Source organism: Dolichospermum flos-aquae CCAP 1403/13F (genome assembly GCF_012516395.1).
GTDB classification, from domain to species: domain Bacteria; phylum Cyanobacteriota; class Cyanobacteriia; order Cyanobacteriales; family Nostocaceae; genus Dolichospermum; species Dolichospermum lemmermannii.
On sequence record NZ_CP051206.1, the window covers coordinates 4,512,509 to 4,531,530 of the forward strand.

Genomic DNA, 19,022 nt, shown 5'->3' on the forward strand with positions numbered 1-19,022 from the left:
CAAGTTAGTGAGGGATCTATTTTCATGGTAACAGATCCAGGAATCTAAAATTCTCTACCCACTCTGCATCTGAGCCATCTGTGGAGAGATTAATTTCTCTTGTTGCTTCTGTAGTTTGTTTTATTGTTAAATTAAATCAGCGCGAGGTTTAAAGGTTTCTATTTCTCGTAATTTTTCATAAAGTTCTCGTTCTTGAGGACTAATATTTTTGGGAGTTACTATCTGAATTTCCACTAATTGATCACCACGTTGACCAGTTTCGCCAGGGTAGCCTTTATTACCAAGACGGAATCTTTGCCCAGACCGAACACCAGCAGGAATGGTCATTTTTACTGGACCATCAAGGGTAGGTGCTTCGACTTGTCCGCCTAAAGTTGCTTCACTGGGAGTTACAGGGACTTGACAGAAGATATTAATGCCTTCTAACTTAAACAAAGGATGAGGATCAACGGTAATTTTTAAGTATAAATCACCACCACTAATTCCCTGATTTCGCAGGCGGATAGTTTGACCTGTTACCATAGCTGGGGGCATAGTCACTTCGAGAGAACGTCCATCTTCTAAACGTATTCTTTCATTACCACCTTGATAAGCTTTTTCTAAAGGTAAGGTTAATCTAGCTTCGATATCCCGACGGGTAGCACGGGGTGGCGGGGTATTAACTGTATATGCAACTTTGGTTCTGGGACTGCGAAAGGGGTCGCTAGTGCTGGTACTTCCGGGACTACTTTTGGGATCTTTGCGATTGCTGACACCAATTACTTGATTAACAAAACTTTCAAAATCGTTAAATTGGCTGGGGTCTACTTCTTGACTAGAACGAGCGTTAGCGCGGTTATCCCAACCTTTAGGCTTGGGAGTTTGTTTATTGCCAGCAAAGCCGTTTTGTTGCCAATAGCGGCTAAATTGGTCATATTGCGATCGCCTGCTAGAATCAGAAAGGATTTCATAAGCCTCACCAATAGTTTTAAATTTCTCCTCAGCTTCCTTATTCCCCGGATTCAGGTCAGGGTGATATTGTCTAGCTAAACGCCGATAAACCTTCTTGATTTCTTCACTGGTGGCATCTTTAGAAACCCCTAAAATTTCGTAATAATCCCGAAAGTTCTGCAAATTTTGCATAATCTGTTAAATGTTAGTTGTCAGTAGGGGCGAAGCATTTGGAAGATAAATTATCGGTCATTGCCAAAAATAGTTCTCCAAATGCTTCGCCCGTACAGTGGTCAGTTGTCAGTTGAAGCATTTGGAAGATAAATTATCGGTCATTGCCAAAAGTAGTTCTCCAAATGCTTCGCCCGTACAGTGGTCAGTTGTCAGTTGAAGCATTTGGAAGATAAATTATCGGTCATTGCCAAAAGTAGTTCTCAAAATGCTTCGCCCGTACAGTGGTCAGTTGTCAGTTGAAGCATTTGGAAGATAAATTATCGGTCATTGCCAAAAATAGTTCTCCAAATGCTTCGCCCGTACAGTGGTCAGTTGTCAGTTGAAGCATTTGGAAGATAAATTATCGGTCATTGCCAAAAATAGTTCTCCAAATGCTTCGCCCGTACAGTGGTCAGTTGTCAGTTGCGCTTCTACTTATGACTGACCCTGCAAATCAAATATTGGGAAAGATTTTTGAATGTAGATCAAATATAGTTAATCTAAAATCTAAAATCGAATTATAACCAATCATCGTCATCATCCCAGTTATCCTGATAGCTAGGGCGTTTGCTGCGAGTGGGACGAGTTTCATAATTGGCAGAACGATTTTGATTTTCCCTGCCATAATTCCTGTTAACACCTCGGTTAGATGAATCTCGTTGGCGATAGTTATCTCTGTAAACATCCCGTTCCGGTTCTTTTTCTTTGTCACCCACAAAGATTTCCCGGATAGCACCAAATAAATCTTCATCTTCATCCTCAGCATAATACTGACGGACTTCTCTATTCAGTTCATACAGAGCATCTTGTAAATCAGCATAAGCCTGATCAATACCGCGATCTTCGTCAGCTTGTAAACTTTCTCGTAAATTCCGGCAAATATTATCAATGCGTTGACGACGGTTGCGGGCAAATTGCATTCCCATTTCCAAAGCTACTTCTCGCAGTTGTCGTTCTGCTTGTAATATTAACGCTTCGGCGCGGGTCCGTTTTTCAACTCGTTCCTTCCTTTCTCTATCAACATTGGCATATTTTTGGGCATCCTGAATCATGCGGTTAACTTCTGACTCACTTAAAGTAGAAGCGTCTTGAATAGTAATGCTTTGTTCTCTGCCAGTAGTCCGATCTAGGGCTGTTACCTGGAGAATCCCATTAGCATCAATATCAAAGGATACTTGCACTTGGGGAATGCCTCGCGGTGCGGGAGGAATGCCATAGAGTTTAAACCGTCCCAAGGATTTGTTATCTGTGGCCATGTCCCTTTCACCTTGGACAATATTGATTTCTACGCTATTTTGGTTATTTTCAGAAGTAGAAAAGATGTCAGAACGACGGACTGGGATAGTTGTATTGCGGGGGATGAGTTTTTTCATGACACCACCGATGGTTTCTAAGCCCATAGATAGGGGTGTGACATCTAAGAGGAGAACATCTTTAAGTTCCCCAGCCAGAATACTGCCCTGAATAGCTGCACCCACAGCGACGACTTCATCAGGATTGACGTTTTCGTTGGGTTCAATGCCAATTAAGTCTTGAACTAGCTGTTTCACCATGGGCATTCTCGTAGAACCACCAACTAATACGACTTCTTCAATATCTACAGGAGAAACTCCGGCATCTTTTAACGCCCGCTTAACTGGTGTTCTGATTCTACCCAGTAAGTCTACACATAAACCTTCAAATTGCGATCGCGTCAGCCGAGTTTCTAGGTGTTTTGGACCGTCCTCCGTGGCGGTAATGAAGGGTAAATTAATATCGGTGACACTAACCGCCGAAAGTTCAATTTTCGCCTTTTCTGCGGCTTCCATTAACCGTTGCAAAGCTTGGCGATCGCGTCTTAAATCTACACCTTCTGCTTCTAAAAACTGTTCCGCTAACCAATCAACTACTTTTCGATCAAAATCATTACCACCGAGTTGAGTATCTCCACTGGTAGATTTAACCTCAAATACGCCATCACCCACATCTAGTAGGGACACATCAAAAGTTCCCCCACCCAAATCAAACACAAGAATAGTTTCTGTGTAACCTCGATCTAATCCGTAAGCCAAGGATGCCGCTGTGGGTTCGTTGAGAATCCGTAAAACATCTAAACCAGCAATTCTACCCGCGTCACGGGTAGCTTGGCGTTGGGAATCATTAAAATAAGCCGGAACAGTAATCACAGCCCCGGTAACAGGTTCACCTAAATAACGACTAGCATCATCAGCTAATTTTTTCAGCACCATAGCCGAAATTTCTTCTGGGGAAAATTCCTTATTCAGCCGGGGACAGGCAACTTTAATATTGCCAATTTCATCTTTGCGGATAGTGTAAGGAACACGCTTAGAATCCGGGTTTAATTCCCCATATTTGCGCCCAATGAAGCGTTTCACGGCAAAAAAGGTATTTTGGGGATTAAGGACGGTTTGCCGTCTGGCCATTTGCCCCACAACCCTTTCCCCTTCTTTACTAAAGCCAACGACGGAGGGGGTTGTTCGCATTCCTTCTGCATTGGCAATCACCACCGGCTTGCCACCCTCCATGACGGCGACTACTGAGTTGGTTGTACCCAAGTCGATGCCAACTACCTTGCCCATGCGTTACTCGTCTCCTGTTGCGTGTTTTGTAAATTTATTATGATATGATAATACTGCTTTTAGCTTGGTGCTAAATCAGGTCAACAATCCAATTGCAATAGTCATTAAATCAGAAATATCCAATGATAACAGCATTGCTACTTGCTACAGGATAGCATTTAGAAAGAGGCAAGAGGTAAGAGGCAAGAGGCAAGAGGCAATTACACTTCACTTGCGATTACGATTATGGCTTCTGATGGGCTGGGATCTCGTAATTATCTCGCAAACTGTCATGAATTTTCACCCAAGTTCCGTCTCTGCGCCAGTTGAATTAATAAAAAAAGTGAAATGATAAGAAAAGTTAAAAATTTCAAATAAATATAGTACGTATAATTCGCAGTGTTGTGTGTGTGATATAAAGTCAATTATGGGTTTTCAGAATCCATCAAACAACTCGTCTGAATATTGCTAGTGTCAGTAACTCAGCCCTAAAGGGACTGAGCTTGTAAGAAATTGCAAGCTGTACTGACCAGTCTAAGTCTTAACTGACTACGTTTTTTGAGTCACGACACCCTGGAATGCGTAGCTAGTTCCCTGCTCTGTCGCTTGTGATTAAACAGTTTCAAAGTCACTGAAACAGTGTTGCAAGCCTAACAAGCTCTTAAAACATTGACGAAGCTAACATTACCCCAGAAATGGGAGGCTCTTCGGAGCAACACATTATGCGTACAGAGTTGGGAAATTTGAATCGGTAATTGTCCCGTTGAAAGTACACCACAAAAGTACCCCGAATTTCTCAACTCCAAGGCGGTAATGAAAAAATATTCACAGCGGTTAAAACCGCCCGTGTCGTTTCCCTCTCAGGGCTAAAGCCGCTGAGTTTCACGCTTACCGGGTATTCTTATGATGAAATTTACTCTATCTCGTCTTTTGCCTTTAGTTGTTGGTAGTGCTGCTGCTAGTGTCCTTGCTAGTATGTCTCCTGCTAAGGCGATTACATTGAATGTCAATGGTCAAAATGTAACCGCCGATAAAATTACAGTCAATAAGGGCAATTTTGAAAAGTCCATCGCTCAAATTAAGCACAGTCCTTGGTGGGAAAATTCGGGATTAGCGGAGATGTTGTCTAACGATGAGAAGGCAGAAGGTGGAAAATTTGTATACAGTGCGGTTAAGACCTACGCTGGAATTATTAAGGTAAACTTTTGGAGCAAAGGAGCAGACGAATATAAAGGAGCAGACGAATATATCGAAATAAATCCCATAAATTTTGGAGCGAATCAAATCCAGCACGTTGTCGTACAAGTGCCCTTTGATATTTCCGGAAGCGCTACCATTCCCGCAGTCGGCGCTCTACTCTTGGCCGCAAGATGGAAAGCTAGAAAAAGCATAGCATCAAAAACCCGCACTGCCAACCCTGATGTAGCGGTTTCCTAGGTGGACAATTGTTGGGGTGACGCTTTGTGTTTAGACCTGACCTTGGGCGTACTGCTATTTCTGATGCCTAAACTCGTCAAAAACCGACTACCCCAACTACATTTTTCTTGTTTCTTTTTTAGTGGGTTATATCGCTTGCAAAAGCATTTGTATCGTTTACAAGCAATTTATACCATTGCCATAACTATACTAAGACTTCTACTTGTTTAGTTTCAATAGTCAATGGCAAGCCAATCTCTGCCCTCACTTGTAAGCAAGCAGAAATCGCATCTTGAATATTCTCTAAAGCCTCTTCTTTTGTCGCTCCCTGACTAATGCAACCAGGAATACTAGGACATTCAATAATCCAGACACCATCTTCATCTCGATCAATCGTGACATTGAATTTCATACTAAGTTGTAGTTAAGTAATACCTGTATTTTAGCTTTGAAAATTTCGATTATTAGTCTTAATGGAAGATTACCGCAGATTCTCGAAAAAAGTCAATTGCTGGTGTATTTCACAAATTGCCATAAACGGGAATTGCTGCACCACGGACATCCTTGGCTGCTTCTGAGGCTAAAAAACAAATAACTTGGGCAATAGATTCGGGTTTTACCCATTTATCAGCGATTTCTGTGGGTGTACCTACTCTGTTAGCGGGGGTATCAATGACACTGGGGAGAATGGTATTAGCGGTAATGTTAGTACCTTTGGTTTCATCGGCTATCGCTTTTGTTAAGGCTATCACTCCAGCTTTGGCCGCAGAATAAGCCGCTAATTGTCCTGCTGGTTCAGCACCAGCGCGAGAACTGACGGTAACAATCCGCCCATAGCCGTTTTCTAACATACTTTTAAGGCTATATTTGCAAGTCAAAAAAGTTGTATTTAAGTTGATATCTATTTCCTGTTTCCAATCATAAAAGCTGTATTCGTGAGTTTTTCCTTTAGAAAATCCACCAACTAAATGAATTAACACATCTACTTTTGTCATGCGACTGACAAGTTTTTCTACTGAGGCTTCATCTTCTAAATTAGCAGGAATAAAATGAATTCTGGCAAAATCCGCCGGGGCAATAATTCCTTTGAGCCGTTCTACATCTTTAGGATTACGATAAGGAATAATCACATCTGCACCTTGGGCTATAACTGCGGGTGTTACACCCAAACCTAGTCCACCTGTGCCACCTGTAAGTAAAACTTGTTTGCCTTTCATAAAAAGATGCACTCCTTGGATATTCTTTATTCGGCGTTGCTGATAGCCTGCGTGGCGTTCGCGGTAGCGTGCCGGAGGCATTAGCCATATTGAGGTATGAAATTCCCAAATTGAACCTTTAAAACTCTTACCTTTGAGTCTACTCTTCGAGATCACGAAGCGTGATTGCGCCTTTGCGTGAGACTAAAATTCATACCCTTAATCAGCAACGCCCTTTATTCAAGATAGCGTGGATTTTCCAGAATCAATTTCATGATTTTGTTTCGCGCAATCTCTCTTAGATATCCCGCAGATGTAGGCACAAAGGGGCAAAAGAAGAAACACACAGTGCTGTCATAGAGACGCGGGATTTGGCATATCTAATTAGGGCTGGGCTTGCTACACAAACAAAGTCCGCACTTCGACAAGCTCAGTGACCGCCTGCGCGGACTAAGGAAAAATCAAGAATTGAAACCCACGCAGGTGGGTTTTGCCTGTGTAGACGCGGTTTCTAACCGCCCGTTTAACGTTAACTTGACACCTATAATCACTGCTAAAGCCCTACCTTCACAGACAACTTTTTCAGCAAACCTTAATTAAACATCTCCGAGAATTAAATGTGCGTGACTTTAAACCCTTGTAGAGACGTTCCATGGAACGTCTCTACAATATTTTTCGGAGATGTCTATTGAAGACAGTAACTAAGTAGGTTGGCGTTGAAAATTGTCGTTATGGCAAGGCAAAAGGCAATCATGCAAGAGTGAAGAGAGTTTAGGCGATTTTACTTTTCTTTACACAGATTGGTTTTATTGTGTTCACCTACTTATGTTAAATGTTAAAGCTTTGTTTGCAGATGTTGTACTAATTGTGGTGCTTGCACAACACCTTCAATTCTATCTACAGGCTGTCCTTGCTTAAATAGTACCAAGGTTGGTAAAGCCGCAATCCCGTATCGGCTGGCTAATTCTGTATACTTTTCCGTATCAATCTTGACAATCCGCAAACGGTTTTTCAATTGACTGTTGACTTGTTCTAAAATTGGCACCATCATTTGACAAGGACCACACCAGTCAGCATAAAAGTCTACCAATACGGGTACATCTGAACCAGATAGCATTTCTTCAAAGCTGTTGAATTCTTTTTTAATGGTCATAACACACCAGTTTTTAATTAATTGTTTGTTTTCATGTTAGTTCTTAGAATCTGGAATTTGTATATGTTTATATTTTTTATAGATCCCCTTTTGAGATCCCCGACTTCTTAAAGAAGTCGGGGATCTGAGTATTAGTGCTTACATTGTCAAAGACTGAGGATTGGTTTCAATCAATTTTGCTAAGTCTTGCAAGAATCCGGCGGCATCAGCACCATAAATGATACGATGATCACAGGTAACAGTTACTTGCATTTGTTGACGGACACCAAATAGGCCGTCGGCTGTGGCTACTACTTGGGGACGTGATGCGCCAATGGCTAAGATAGAACCTTGTCCAGGCGGTAAAATGGCATCAAAGGTATCTACACCAAACATTCCCAAGTTGGAGAGGGTGAAAGTACCGCTGTTATATTCTACTGGTTGTAGTTGTTTAGCTCTAGCGCGTTCTACTAAAGATTTCCAATTGCGAGATAAAGAGTAGATATCAACTGCATCTGCATTTTGTAAAACGGGTGTGATTAAACCACCATCATCCATGGCTACGGCGACAGAAACGTTAATATTAGGGTGATTGACAATTCCTTGATCTGAGTAGCTGGCATTAAGGATGGGGTGTTTTTGTAATGTTATGGCTACAGCTTTGGCTAATAGCGCGGTCATTGTCACACCTTTAGACTTAATTTGTTTGTAAAGTTTATCGAGTCCATCGGTGCTAATTGTGTAACTGACACGGAACACAGGTACAGATAAACTGGCTACCATGCCCCGAACTACTGCATTTTGTAAGGTTGTGAATGGCACTACTTGACCAGGAACGGCACTAGTAACTACTGGTGTGGCGACAGGTGCAGGTGCAGCTACGGGTACAGGTGCGGCTACAGGTGCAGGTGCGGCTACAGGTGCAGGTGCGGGAGTGACAACGGGGGTAGTAACGGGTTGGACTTTACCGACTGCCACTTCTATATCTTCCGCCACAATACGACCGTAGGGACCACTACCTGTGAGAGTATTTAAATCAACTTTGAGTTCTTTGGCTAGTTTGCGAGCGCGGGGTGAAACTACGACTCTGCCGGGTTCATGGTTAGAACCATTTTGAGATGGGGTGGCAGGGGCGGCAATTGCGGCAGCGGGTACGGGTATAGGGGCAGGTGTGGAGGGAGCAGCAGCACCGTCTGCGTTGGCTAAGGACTGGGCTGTGGCGATTTCTGCTTCTGTTTCGGCAATGTATGCGATCGCTGCGCCGACTGGGGCAGTTTCACCGGCGGGAACAATGATATGGGCAAGATATCCTTCATAGAAGGTTTCCACGTCCATATCAGCTTTATCTGATTCGACAACCACCACTGTTTCGCCTTTCTCCACTTTATCTCCAGGCGACTTGACCCAGGAGACAATTTTGCCTTCGGTCATGGTGGAACTCAGCGCCGGCATAAATACTTCGTTAATGCTCATGATATGGTGGTTTCAGAATCAATTATATATGGACTTCAATCTACGAATTTTAACAGTTTTGTGATCAAGTGGGTGATTTTTTGGAAAAATCAGATGATTGATAACTATCTGTTTTTCTGCACAAAACACAACCGATTACTTGATTGTCAGCGGTTTTGGGCAGTTGAATAGATTTTTATGAGAAGATAGTTCTTCCTTATCAATTATATGATAACAAATTCAAAATCATTTGTCAACTCCCTTAATTATTAATTTCCCCCCTACTCAGGGTAGTGGTTAAGCGTAATGCTGATTGGTGTCAACTTCATGGATAAGCTTGTAACTGTAGAGGCAGAGCCTCTGTGATAGCATTCCCAGTCAGAGACTGGGAACGAGATATGCTAAACTTCTACTTCAGTGCTAATGTTAGATATCTCCGCGAATTTCTTCGACAATACCATCACGGAGGACAACTTCAACCTGCATTTTACTAATCAAATTATCACCTAGTTCAATCCGGAAAAAGCTTTCCATTTGAAATTGATTAACTTCTTGATCTAATTCCAATAATTGTACTTGCTGGAGGTTTTGCAGCATTTGGTTTTTCTGCTCTAGAAGTTCACTTTTCTTTTGACTGACTTGCAGTTGAATGTTGTCAATTTGTTGGAGTGTTTGGGGTCCTGGTGGTTGCACACTCTGTTTTTGAATGGCGCTAACTGCTCTTTGTCCTTCAACGTCTAATTGTTGCAGTTGTTGGTCAACTTGATTAATTTGACCTTGTAGTTGCTGTTGTACTTCCTCTTTCCAGAGACTAGTAACTATGGCTTTGACATTAATCGGGCGTTTTAAAAGCAATTGAGGGTTGGAAACATCCATAAAAATTGTCCGTTCACTCTTAAATAGTTTGTAGTGTGGAGGGGAGTTAGGAGAAAGAAAAAAGAAAATTCCTTTCCTCTGCTTCCCTATATCTCCATTAAGTTCTGAAAGATTATCTGCGATTTAGGGAATTATTTGGCAAACATTGCGTTAATAATATCGCAATATCGGGCCATGACAACGTGACGACGGATTTTGAGCGTTTGTGTCATGAGTCCATTTTCAATTGAGAATTGTTCCTCAATGAGTTTGAACGGTCCAACACGATCATCGGCTCGGTAGCTGGGACGGTTTTGAACTTCCCGATTTAATTCCTGACGAAACAAATCCTGGACTATTTTACTCTCTAAGTCAATTTTTTGACTATTATTTTGAGTTTCTGCCCATTTTTCTAAGGCTTCTAGGTTGGGAACAATCAAAGCGCCAATACTCCGTTGATCTTGCCCTACTAACATGATTTGGTCAATATAGGGTGATCTTAAACAAGCATCTTCTATGGGCTGGGGTTCGATGTTTTCCCCATTGGTTAAAACAATGGTGTCTTTTGCTCTACCTGTTAATACTAAGTCATTTTCAGGAGTTACCCAACCTAAATCACCGCTATCAAACCAACCTTCTGTGTCTATGGCTTTGGTTGTGGCTTCGGGATTTTGATAATAGCCCTGCATGATTTGTGGCCCTTTGAGCAGGACTAAACCCCGTTCTCCCACTGGTAGAGGTTGACGAGTCTCAGGATTGACAATTTTCACTTCTGTACCGGGAATGGGTTGTCCTGAAGAACCCCGTAAATTTCGCCAAGGACGACGAGCATTAGTTACTGGTGAGGTTTCTGTTAAACCATAACCTTGTAAAATTTCCACCCCAACAATTTCAAAAAAGTTATCTATATATGCAGGTAGCGCCCCACCACCACTAATAACGTGCTTGATGTTGCCGCCAGTAGCTTCTCGCACTTTGGCATAAACTAATTTTTCACCGAGTGCATGGAATAATAATAAACCCAATTCTGTTATTTTGGCTTGGGAACGTTCAATAAATGAAGCGTGAATGTGATTTAAACTCAATCCCTGGCAAATACGCCGTGCTTCAATATATTTCTGGCTCATTTCTAGTAAGAACTTCACCAAACTTTGTTTTTTGGCTGGTTGTTCGCGGAATTGCTTTTGCACTCCTTCATAAATTGATTCCCATAGTCGAGGAACAGCAATCATGTAATTGGGTTTAAATTTCTTTAAATCCCCTTTCACAGAACGCAAATTAGTGTAAATTTGGGTACAACCTTGAGAAAGTAGGAAATATTCTCCACTGCGTTCATAACTATGCCATGTGGGCAAAATACTGAGGGCAATATCTCCTTTTTTGGGTTGTACTACTGTTCCTAAGTTTTTAACTTGGTGCAGCAAATTTTTGTGAGATAGCATCACACCCTTGGGTTTTCCCGTAGTACCAGAGGTATAAATTAGGGTTGCTAAACTTTCGCTGCTTTGTTTGGTAGCTATTAAAGTGTTGTTACTACCAATATCTAATAATTGGGAAAAGTTCACCACTGGAAAATTGCGTTCTGTGGGTGGTACTTCATCAGAAAGGAGAACTACCAGCTTAATCGGTAATTCATTTAAGCTTTCTCCTAACTTATTTAGAGTTTTGAGATCCTCAATTACTAATGCGGTACTGCCACTATGGGAAATAATATAGAGTAATTCTTCTCGTTCTGCTTGAGCGCTACGGACTGCATTTACCGCTCCAGCGGTCATTATACCTTGATCGGCAATAAACCAGCGGGGACTGTTATCAGCAATGAGGGAAACCCGTTCACCATAGGGAAGAGTGTCGCTATTGTTTATATTGATGCCTAATGTCTGTAAACCAGCCGCAAATTGTTGAATTTGCCCTGACAACTGACTATAGGTAATTTTTACTTCTGGTTTGGAGTGGGGGTTATGCAGGGCAACAATATTACCAAATTTCCTGGCAGCTAAAGTCCAAATTTCTGGGAGTGACTCGACGTTTGTGTAATCTACTAAACTCTGTAATGCCAGACGTTCTCGCTCAGAAATGTTAGCCAAAAAAGAAGTTGCCGATTGGTTTTGTGTCATAAATGCTGATGTTAAATTCAATTAATAACCAACTATTTAATCTTTAGTTTACACATTAATTGATCACAATTACTGAATTATCACCGTTCCATATATAAAAATCTATGCTAAACTGATTTTATATAAACTAAATACTATGGTTGAGTCTTAGGACATTGCCATATATTTTAGTTTTAGTCAAACTGTGTTCATGTAATTTCATTTGGGGGTGATTCCCTATAGATTTGATGGATGTATTATTGCTCACCGTCATCAATGCTGGGGCTTGTTTGGCTTTGCCTAGGCTGCTATCTATGGTTTTGGTTCGTAAACCTCAACAATCTCAACCATTTGCCCTTACTCCTAGTTGCAAATCCGCCAAAATGGAAATGACCAGTTTCCCATATTGTACAGCCTACGGATTAACTGGTAGTCAATCTTGTAAATTTAGTCCGGATTTTTGTTCCCAATGTTCTCCTAATTAAAGAGAATATTAGCGAATAATAGCAATCCTCAATTATTTGTGAATATATTTATTTTCTTCTCTGCGCTATTAATACAGCACTTCCTGGTGTTATGAGGTACATATCTAGCGGGCAAGATGCCCGCACTACAAGAGTTTCATGATTCAACTTTGTCCCTCATAAGAGCGGAAACCGCTGTAATTCTCGGTAAAAACATCAATTTTCACAAATCAGACAGGATTGCTATACATAACAGGGAATAGAAAAGTTGCAAGTATTTAATTTACTTATGCAAGTCAAAGACATTCAAAAATTCAAAAATGGTGTTTAGAATGCAAAATCAAGATGTAGTTATCACAGGGAGAGTTATTTATGACTTTATTTGATGGTCTATTTTTAACAATATTGAATACGGCTATTTGTTTGGTTTTACCAAAGCTGCTATCTCTGGCTTTATCGGCAAAAAACTAAAAATCAATATCATCTTTAATGGTTTTTTGTTTTTCTCTGCGCCATTTTGCTCTAACTAAACGAATTTCGTCAAAACTGTAGCTTTCACCTAAATTTTCCCGAATGGGTGTGAGGGCAATATCACCAACAATTTCTAAGACGTTCCAGATTTTCTTTTGGCGTTCTAAGGGGACTAATTTACTTAAATCTACAGGTTGTTTTTTCTCAATTAAATTGGAGAGATGATTGATAATTGTGGCAGTTTTAACGTTGCGTTGTTTAGCGATGTTTTCAATACTCAAACCCTGATTATATAATTCCAATGTTGTTAATTCTGTATCAGAAGGTGAGTGAGAATGGGGTGAGGAACTAACTCGATGAATCGTCTTTTCTTGTAACCCTTGTTCTTGGCGGTATTTTTGAATTTCTGCTAAGAATCTTTCGCCATATTGAGATAATTTATGACTACCAACCCCGGAAAGATTGCCAAATTCATCTAAGGTTTTTGGTTGGCTTTGTGCCATTAATTTGAGGGTAGAATCATGGAAGATGACGTAGGGTGGTACTGCTTGTTCGTCTGCGAGTTCTTTCCTAAGCGATCGCAATTTTTGCATTAGCACTTCTACATCTGCTGCTTTGACATTTCCCTCTTCCCACGTAATTTTCTTGGCTATAGGAACAGCAATGGAAACTGGGCGTTGTTTTCGCATTACTTCCCAACTCAAAGCATTAAGTTTTAAAATTGAATAACCGTCTGCGGTTTGTTCTATTAACCCTTGATGTAAAAGTGATCTTCCTAACATTCGCCATTCATCTACTGTTTTATCTTTGCCAATTCCATAGGTAGAAAGTTGATCATGTTTATTAACAACAATTCTCTGATTTTTCGCGCCTCTTAATATATCAATAATATGTAACATTCCATATCTTTCTTTACACCTGGCCACACAAGATAGAAATTTCATGGCTTCAATTGTCCAATCTTGGACAGGTTTAGGATAAAGACAATTATCACAATTTCCACAATTTCCCGGAAATCTTTCCCCAAAATAACTTAATTGAATTGTGCGTCTACAGTCTGTACCTTCTGCATAATCAATTACCTGTCTTAGTTGCTGTTTAGCTATTAATTGTTCTTGGGGATCTGGTTTTTGATTAATACTCCACTCAATGGTTTTAATATCACCATAATTGAAAAATAATGTACATTTGGAAGGTTCGTCATCTCTGCCGGCTCGTCCTGATTCCTGATAATAACTTTCTAAATTTCGCGGTAAATCGGAATGCACCACAAACCGCACATCAGGTTTATTAATACCCATACCAAAGGCAACTGTGGCTACCATTACCCGCACATCATCCCGAATAAACCGAGTTTGATTTTTTGATCTTTCATCATCACTTAAACCAGCATGATAAGGCAAAACTGAAACTTTATCATTTTGGAGTTTTAAAGTTATTTCATCAACTTTTTTGCGAGTTAAACAATAGATAATTCCTGAACCTTCATTTTCTCTAACTATTTCTAATAATTCGGCATAAGCACGATTACTTTTAGAACGGACTTCATAATGAAGATTTTGACGGTTAAAACTAGCAATATGAATACTGGGTTGTTTTAATCCTAATTGTTCGATAATATCAGCCCTGACTCTATCTGTAGCGGTAGCAGTCAGAGCAATTGTCGGTACATCAGGATAACGTTTTCTGAGTAATCTTAATTGCCGATATTCTGGGCGGAAATCATGCCCCCATTCTGAGACACAATGGGCTTCATCTATGGCAAAGGTGGAAATTCCGACTTTTTCTTTAACTACGTCTAAGAGCGGGAGAAATCGTTCACTAACGAGGCGTTCTGGGGCGACATAAAGTAATTTTATTTTACCATTCATGATCGCTTCTTCACGGGAGCGAACTTTATAGGCATTAAGACTACTATTCAGAAATGTGGCAGAAATATTATTAGTTCGCAGTGCTTCTACTTGATCTTGCATTAAGGCTATCAATGGTGAGACTACCACTGTTAAACCGGGTTTCAAAAGTGCCGGTAATTGAAAACACAGAGATTTACCCCCACCTGTGGGCATGACTACCATTAAATCACGATTTTCTAAGGCTTCTTCGATAATTTGCCGTTGTCCAGGGCGAAATTGATCATAACCAAAATGATGTTTTAAGGCTTTTTCTAAGTGGGGGTACTGAAGCATGGTAGATGGCTGCTGCGTGTCTGAGTTGTGATGAAGATATTAGGATTGTAACAATTTCGCCGTTGTCTGTGAGAATAATTAGAGGTGGTTTTGCATTCAAGCTATCAACAGCGATATAGTGATATCTGAGCGATCGCACTGGCACTATTATATATTTAGATTGAATAAACGAACCACGAAGGAGCGAAGGTAGCGAAGAAAGAAGAGTTTTAGAGAGTTTTTGCGTTAGTTCTGGTAAGTTGTGTCTGTTGGATGTTTTTTGTCATAAACTAGGTAAGCTAGTTTTAATAATTACCCAGGATTTTGTATTTTGCTATTTTGTGAAAGAATTTAACATCTGATTTATTCAGATTAATTTAAAAAAAGCGAACCGGATAAACTTATGTTTATTAGTATTGATCAAATTAAGGAGTCTCTGAAACATTTAGAAAAGGTAGATTCTTTTTGGGGAATTACTTTTCTAAAATTTAAGCAATTACGATTACCTGTAGGGAATACTATTGAAATATCTCTTAATAAAGAAATTAAAGATTTCTTGGAAAAATACTATCAACACAATGGATTCCTTATGACACAGGTAGGCCAGAAGTTGATCATTTTATTCCTAAAACGGTTAAACCTGAACTAGCTTTAGCCAGGGAATTAATTCCCTGTCTAATAGCTAAAGTCGGTTAAAACCGACTAATTATTGGGTTATGATCCGGTTTCGATATTATTCGGTACTATGGTACTATCTGTATTCCGGTGGTACTATATTTATTCGGGTTTCGATATTATTCTGAAGTTTAAGGAAGTTTTTCTATCTCTTGGAAATACTATAGAAAATGCTTTTGACAGTGCGGAATAAACGAGTAAAAGAGGAAGGTTGATGCCAAGTCTGATAAAATTCTGGATAAAGCATATTTTGGGCGATTTTCCCAATGAGTTGATAATGTTCATTAGTTAGCTGATAACCACTTATGGCTTTAATTACCATAGGTTGATCACCAACGCCTATTTTCCCTAAGCTATCAGCCGCCAACCTACGGATACCCCCATCCTGTGATGTGTTGATTAATTCAACCAAAGCAGCGATCGCTTCTGCATTACCAGGGTCTATTTCGTATAAGTTATAAGCTGCCAACCTAAGGGTCTTATTATCCTGTGATGTGTTAATTAATTTTACTAAAGCAGCGATCGCATCTGCATTACCAGGATCTATTTCGTCTAAGTTATAAGCCGCCCATATATGGGTCTCCTCATCTTGTGATGTGTTAATTAATTTTACCAAAGCAGCGATCGCCACTGGATTACCAATGCCTATTTTCCCTAAACTTTCAGTCACATAATTACGGATAAAAATATCCTGTGATGTATTGATTAATTTTACCAAAGCAGCGATCGCTTCTGCATTACCAGGGTCTATTTTTCCTAAGCTTTCAGATGCGTTCCTAAGTGTCTGCTCATCCTGTGATGTATTGATTAATTTTACCAAAGCCGTGATCGCTTCTGCATTACCAACTCCTATTTTCCCTAAGCTTTCAGCGACAATTCCACGGATGAAAGCATCTGGTAATGTGTTAGTTAATTCTACCAAAGCAGCGATCGCAACTGGATTACCAGGGTCTATTATTCCTAAGCTTTCAGCCGCCCAACTACGGGTATACCACGAATCCTGTGATGTGTTAATTAATTCTACCAACGCAGCGATCACAACTGGATTACCAACGCCCATTTTCCGTAGGCTAAGAGCCACATAACTACGGATAACCCTATCCTTTGATGTCTTGATTAATTCTACCAAAGCAGGGATCTCATCTGGATTACCAACGCCTATTTTCCATAAGCTTTGAGCCGCCCGCCAACGGATACCCTCATCCTGTGATGTATTGATTATTTTCACGAAAGCAGCGATCACAACCGGATTACCAACGCCTATTTGCTCTAAGTTTGCGGCCGCCAACTTACGGATATTATCATCCTGTGACGTATTGATTAATTCTACCAAAGCTGCGATCGCAACTGGATTATCAGGGTGTATTTTCCCTAAACTAAGAGCCGCACATACACGGATAAACTGATCCTTTGATGTCTCGATTAATTTTACCAGAGCGGCGATCGCATCTACATTACCAATACCTATATTTTCTAGGCTTTCAGCCACGAACCTATGGGTGAAATATTCTTGTACTTGTAATATCTTGATTGACTCTACGAAAGCAGTAATTGCATCTGTATTACCACCGCCTATTTTTCCCAAATTAACAACCGCCTGCCGACGGATACCCTCATCCTGTGATGTGTTGATTAATTTTATTAAAGCAGCGATCGCAACTGGATTACCAACGCCTATTTTCCCTAAGCTTTCAGTCGCCTGATGACGGATACCCTCATCCTGTGATGTGTTGATTAATTTTATTAAAGCAGCGATCGCTTTTTGCCGGTCTGTTTCTTGTAGGGCTACATCTGCTTGATCATGAATATTACTAACACTATTATCGAATTTCCAATTAATAATCTGCTTGACTATTTTATCTGCTTGAGAACAATGTTTAAATTCGGCTATGCCCCCAGCAGCTAAAAAATAGGCTCGATATCCATAAAAACCTTTACCCTGATATTTTCCACAGCCATCTTTAAACTCAATTAATGCCTCAATAAACTGTTCTTTTTGAGTTCTTAGATTTTCTTCTGGTCGTCCTAACCACAGCAATATTGTCTGTTTCCACTGAGGTTCAAAAATGCGGTATTTTTGTGCTTCTATGGGTTTATTTTTATGGGTTTTCGGTAAGAAGAAATCCCAATCATTAATTGCTATTGCTGCAAAATATTCTTGAAATGAGGTATGGAAAAAAGCATAAACAGGTTTTCCCTTTATATCCATTCCAATCTTATTAAGCCAACCTAATTTTAGGGCTAATGTTAGTTTATCATCACCTAAAAACTTTTTAACGAACCCATCCAGCAAGCGGAAACGAGAGGTTTCCCGATCTATTGCTTCCCTTGCTAATTTACCTAGATCAGTAATTAGTTCTTGACGTTGTGTTTCGCTTATTTGCGCGAATTCATCTTGTTTCCATCCGTTAAAATTATCAACTAATTGCTGATAAAATTCTGCTTGTGTATCTGGTAATTTTGCCTCTCTTCCTTGCCAATTTAAACAAAGTAGTGTTAACCGCAGAGGATTTTTAACTAAATCTTGAATCCGTTCTCTACCAGGTTCTTTTAAAGTATTAAATAACTTTCTACCCGCTTCTGCTTTTTTTTGAAAAGTAAACCAGTTATTAATAAACTGTTCTACCTGTTCAGGATAAGAAAAATCTAAATTTCTATAGGTATCAAAATTAGAAAGTTGATTGTTACCACCATCCCATAAATTTAACCGACAAGTTAAAACAATTCGCGCTTGATTAATATATCCACCTTCCCGAATTTGTCGAGCAATATCTGTTAAAATATTACTAGAATTTGTAGACATTTCATCTAAACCATCTAATAATAACCATACTTTGTCTTGATTAAATTGGCCAATAAAATCATCTTTAATGTCTTTTGTAATTTCTGATATTTTACTTCTCTCAACAGCATTCCGTAACCAAATTTCATCTAAATAATCTTTTAATTTTCCATTTTCTAACTCTGCTAAAGATACCCAAATAATAATTGATTCTGAATTTTTCTTAGATAAATAATCAGCAATTTTTTGTAGTAATGTAGTTTTACCCGCTCCCGGTTCACCAATAATTGCAATGCGTTTACCTTGACTTTTTTTAGTATCTTTCTTGTGAAAAACTTGGGTTAAAAATTCATTATGTTCATATTTTTGAGTTATTTCTGTCTCTTGATAAAGTGCTGAACCTTTTTCTGGAGAAATATCTTGATTATGATTGTGTTTGGGTTGTTTTTTCCGTTCTACTAAACCCATTTCTATATAAATATCTGGCAAATTAAAAGTTACCCCCTCAGCGCAAGTAAGGGGATTTGTGGTTAATTTTTGCCGTTCTTGCAACTTTTCGCGGCAGATTTCTGGACAGTTAATGGGGGGTGACTTTGTCTGACCTTCCCCTTCAGACG

12 protein-coding genes are annotated in these 19,022 nt (G+C 39.9%); 2 read left to right on the top strand and 10 right to left on the bottom strand.

What is annotated here, in order from left to right; all coding sequences use genetic code 11:
• Nucleotides 1–126: 126 nt before the first annotated feature.
• Nucleotides 127–1,122, bottom strand: coding sequence for a DnaJ C-terminal domain-containing protein (locus tag HGD76_RS21580; RefSeq protein ID WP_168696990.1), 996 nt, complete (start codon nucleotides 1,120–1,122; stop codon nucleotides 127–129).
• A gap of 539 nt (nucleotides 1,123–1,661) precedes the next feature.
• Nucleotides 1,662–3,722 carry a molecular chaperone DnaK gene (gene dnaK, locus HGD76_RS21590; protein ID WP_168696991.1) on the bottom strand — a complete coding sequence of 687 codons (2,061 nt, stop codon included), beginning with the start codon at nucleotides 3,720–3,722 and terminating at the stop codon, nucleotides 1,662–1,664.
• Between the two features lie 882 nt (nucleotides 3,723–4,604).
• On the opposite strand from dnaK, the gene HGD76_RS21595 reads away from it, so the two are divergent.
• Nucleotides 4,605–5,138: a hypothetical protein gene (locus HGD76_RS21595; protein ID WP_168696992.1), complete on the top strand. Its 534-nt coding sequence runs from the start codon at nucleotides 4,605–4,607 to the stop codon at nucleotides 5,136–5,138.
• Between the two features lie 184 nt (nucleotides 5,139–5,322).
• Here the strand turns inward: HGD76_RS21595 and HGD76_RS21600 are convergent, their stop codons facing one another.
• The 6 genes from HGD76_RS21600 to HGD76_RS21625 form a co-directional block, all read right to left on the bottom strand.
• Complete coding sequence (locus HGD76_RS21600; RefSeq protein ID WP_137906973.1) at nucleotides 5,323–5,529, bottom strand: type II toxin-antitoxin system HicB family antitoxin; 207 nt, start codon at nucleotides 5,527–5,529, stop codon at nucleotides 5,323–5,325.
• Nucleotides 5,530–5,638: 109 nt separating this feature from the next.
• Entirely contained in the window at nucleotides 5,639–6,334 is a 696-nt protein-coding gene (gene fabG / locus HGD76_RS21605; RefSeq protein WP_168697525.1) for a 3-oxoacyl-ACP reductase FabG, read from the bottom strand.
• An 814-nt stretch (nucleotides 6,335–7,148) separates the two neighbouring features.
• Nucleotides 7,149–7,466, bottom strand: a complete 318-nt coding sequence (gene trxA, locus HGD76_RS21610) for a thioredoxin (RefSeq protein WP_168696993.1) — start codon at nucleotides 7,464–7,466, stop codon at nucleotides 7,149–7,151.
• 138 nt (nucleotides 7,467–7,604) lie between these two features.
• A complete protein-coding gene (locus HGD76_RS21615; protein ID WP_168696994.1) occupies nucleotides 7,605–8,918 on the bottom strand; it encodes a dihydrolipoamide acetyltransferase family protein in 1,314 nt (437 codons plus the stop codon).
• 405 nt (nucleotides 8,919–9,323) lie between these two features.
• Nucleotides 9,324–9,773, bottom strand: a complete 450-nt coding sequence (locus HGD76_RS21620) for a YlqD family protein (protein ID WP_148763850.1) — start codon at nucleotides 9,771–9,773, stop codon at nucleotides 9,324–9,326.
• A 131-nt stretch (nucleotides 9,774–9,904) separates the two neighbouring features.
• Nucleotides 9,905–11,869 carry an AMP-dependent synthetase/ligase gene (locus HGD76_RS21625; protein ID WP_168696995.1) on the bottom strand — a complete coding sequence of 655 codons (1,965 nt, stop codon included), beginning with the start codon at nucleotides 11,867–11,869 and terminating at the stop codon, nucleotides 9,905–9,907.
• A gap of 227 nt (nucleotides 11,870–12,096) precedes the next feature.
• Here HGD76_RS21625 and HGD76_RS21630 point away from each other — a divergent pair, with 227 nt between their 5' ends.
• Entirely contained in the window at nucleotides 12,097–12,333 is a 237-nt protein-coding gene (locus HGD76_RS21630) for a hypothetical protein (protein WP_148763846.1), read from the top strand.
• A gap of 446 nt (nucleotides 12,334–12,779) precedes the next feature.
• Here the strand turns inward: HGD76_RS21630 and recQ are convergent, their stop codons facing one another.
• A complete protein-coding gene (gene recQ, locus HGD76_RS21635) occupies nucleotides 12,780–14,969 on the bottom strand; it encodes a DNA helicase RecQ (RefSeq protein WP_168696996.1) in 2,190 nt (729 codons plus the stop codon).
• A gap of 799 nt (nucleotides 14,970–15,768) precedes the next feature.
• Nucleotides 15,769–18,957 carry a HEAT repeat domain-containing protein gene (locus HGD76_RS21640; protein WP_233466954.1) on the bottom strand — a complete coding sequence of 1,063 codons (3,189 nt, stop codon included), beginning with the start codon at nucleotides 18,955–18,957 and terminating at the stop codon, nucleotides 15,769–15,771.
• Between the last annotated feature and the right edge of the window lie 65 nt (nucleotides 18,958–19,022).

Excerpts from the sequence above, each read along its gene's own strand:
- HGD76_RS21620 (WP_148763850.1), bottom strand. The coding sequence starts at position 9,773 with ATGGATGTTTCCAACCCTCAATTGCTTTTAAAACGCCCGATTAATGTC.
- HGD76_RS21580 (WP_168696990.1), bottom strand. The coding sequence starts at position 1,122 with ATGCAAAATTTGCAGAACTTTCGGGATTATTACGAAATTTTAGGGGTT.
- HGD76_RS21600 (WP_137906973.1), bottom strand. The coding sequence starts at position 5,529 with ATGAAATTCAATGTCACGATTGATCGAGATGAAGATGGTGTCTGGATT.
- HGD76_RS21625 (WP_168696995.1), bottom strand. The coding sequence starts at position 11,869 with ATGACACAAAACCAATCGGCAACTTCTTTTTTGGCTAACATTTCTGAG.
- HGD76_RS21630 (WP_148763846.1), top strand. The coding sequence starts at position 12,097 with ATGGATGTATTATTGCTCACCGTCATCAATGCTGGGGCTTGTTTGGCT.
- trxA (WP_168696993.1), bottom strand. The coding sequence starts at position 7,466 with ATGACCATTAAAAAAGAATTCAACAGCTTTGAAGAAATGCTATCTGGT.
- HGD76_RS21615 (WP_168696994.1), bottom strand. The coding sequence starts at position 8,918 with ATGAGCATTAACGAAGTATTTATGCCGGCGCTGAGTTCCACCATGACC.
- recQ (WP_168696996.1), bottom strand. The coding sequence starts at position 14,969 with ATGCTTCAGTACCCCCACTTAGAAAAAGCCTTAAAACATCATTTTGGT.
- HGD76_RS21595 (WP_168696992.1), top strand. The coding sequence starts at position 4,605 with ATGATGAAATTTACTCTATCTCGTCTTTTGCCTTTAGTTGTTGGTAGT.
- dnaK (WP_168696991.1), bottom strand. The coding sequence starts at position 3,722 with ATGGGCAAGGTAGTTGGCATCGACTTGGGTACAACCAACTCAGTAGTC.
- fabG (WP_168697525.1), bottom strand. The coding sequence starts at position 6,334 with ATGAAAGGCAAACAAGTTTTACTTACAGGTGGCACAGGTGGACTAGGT.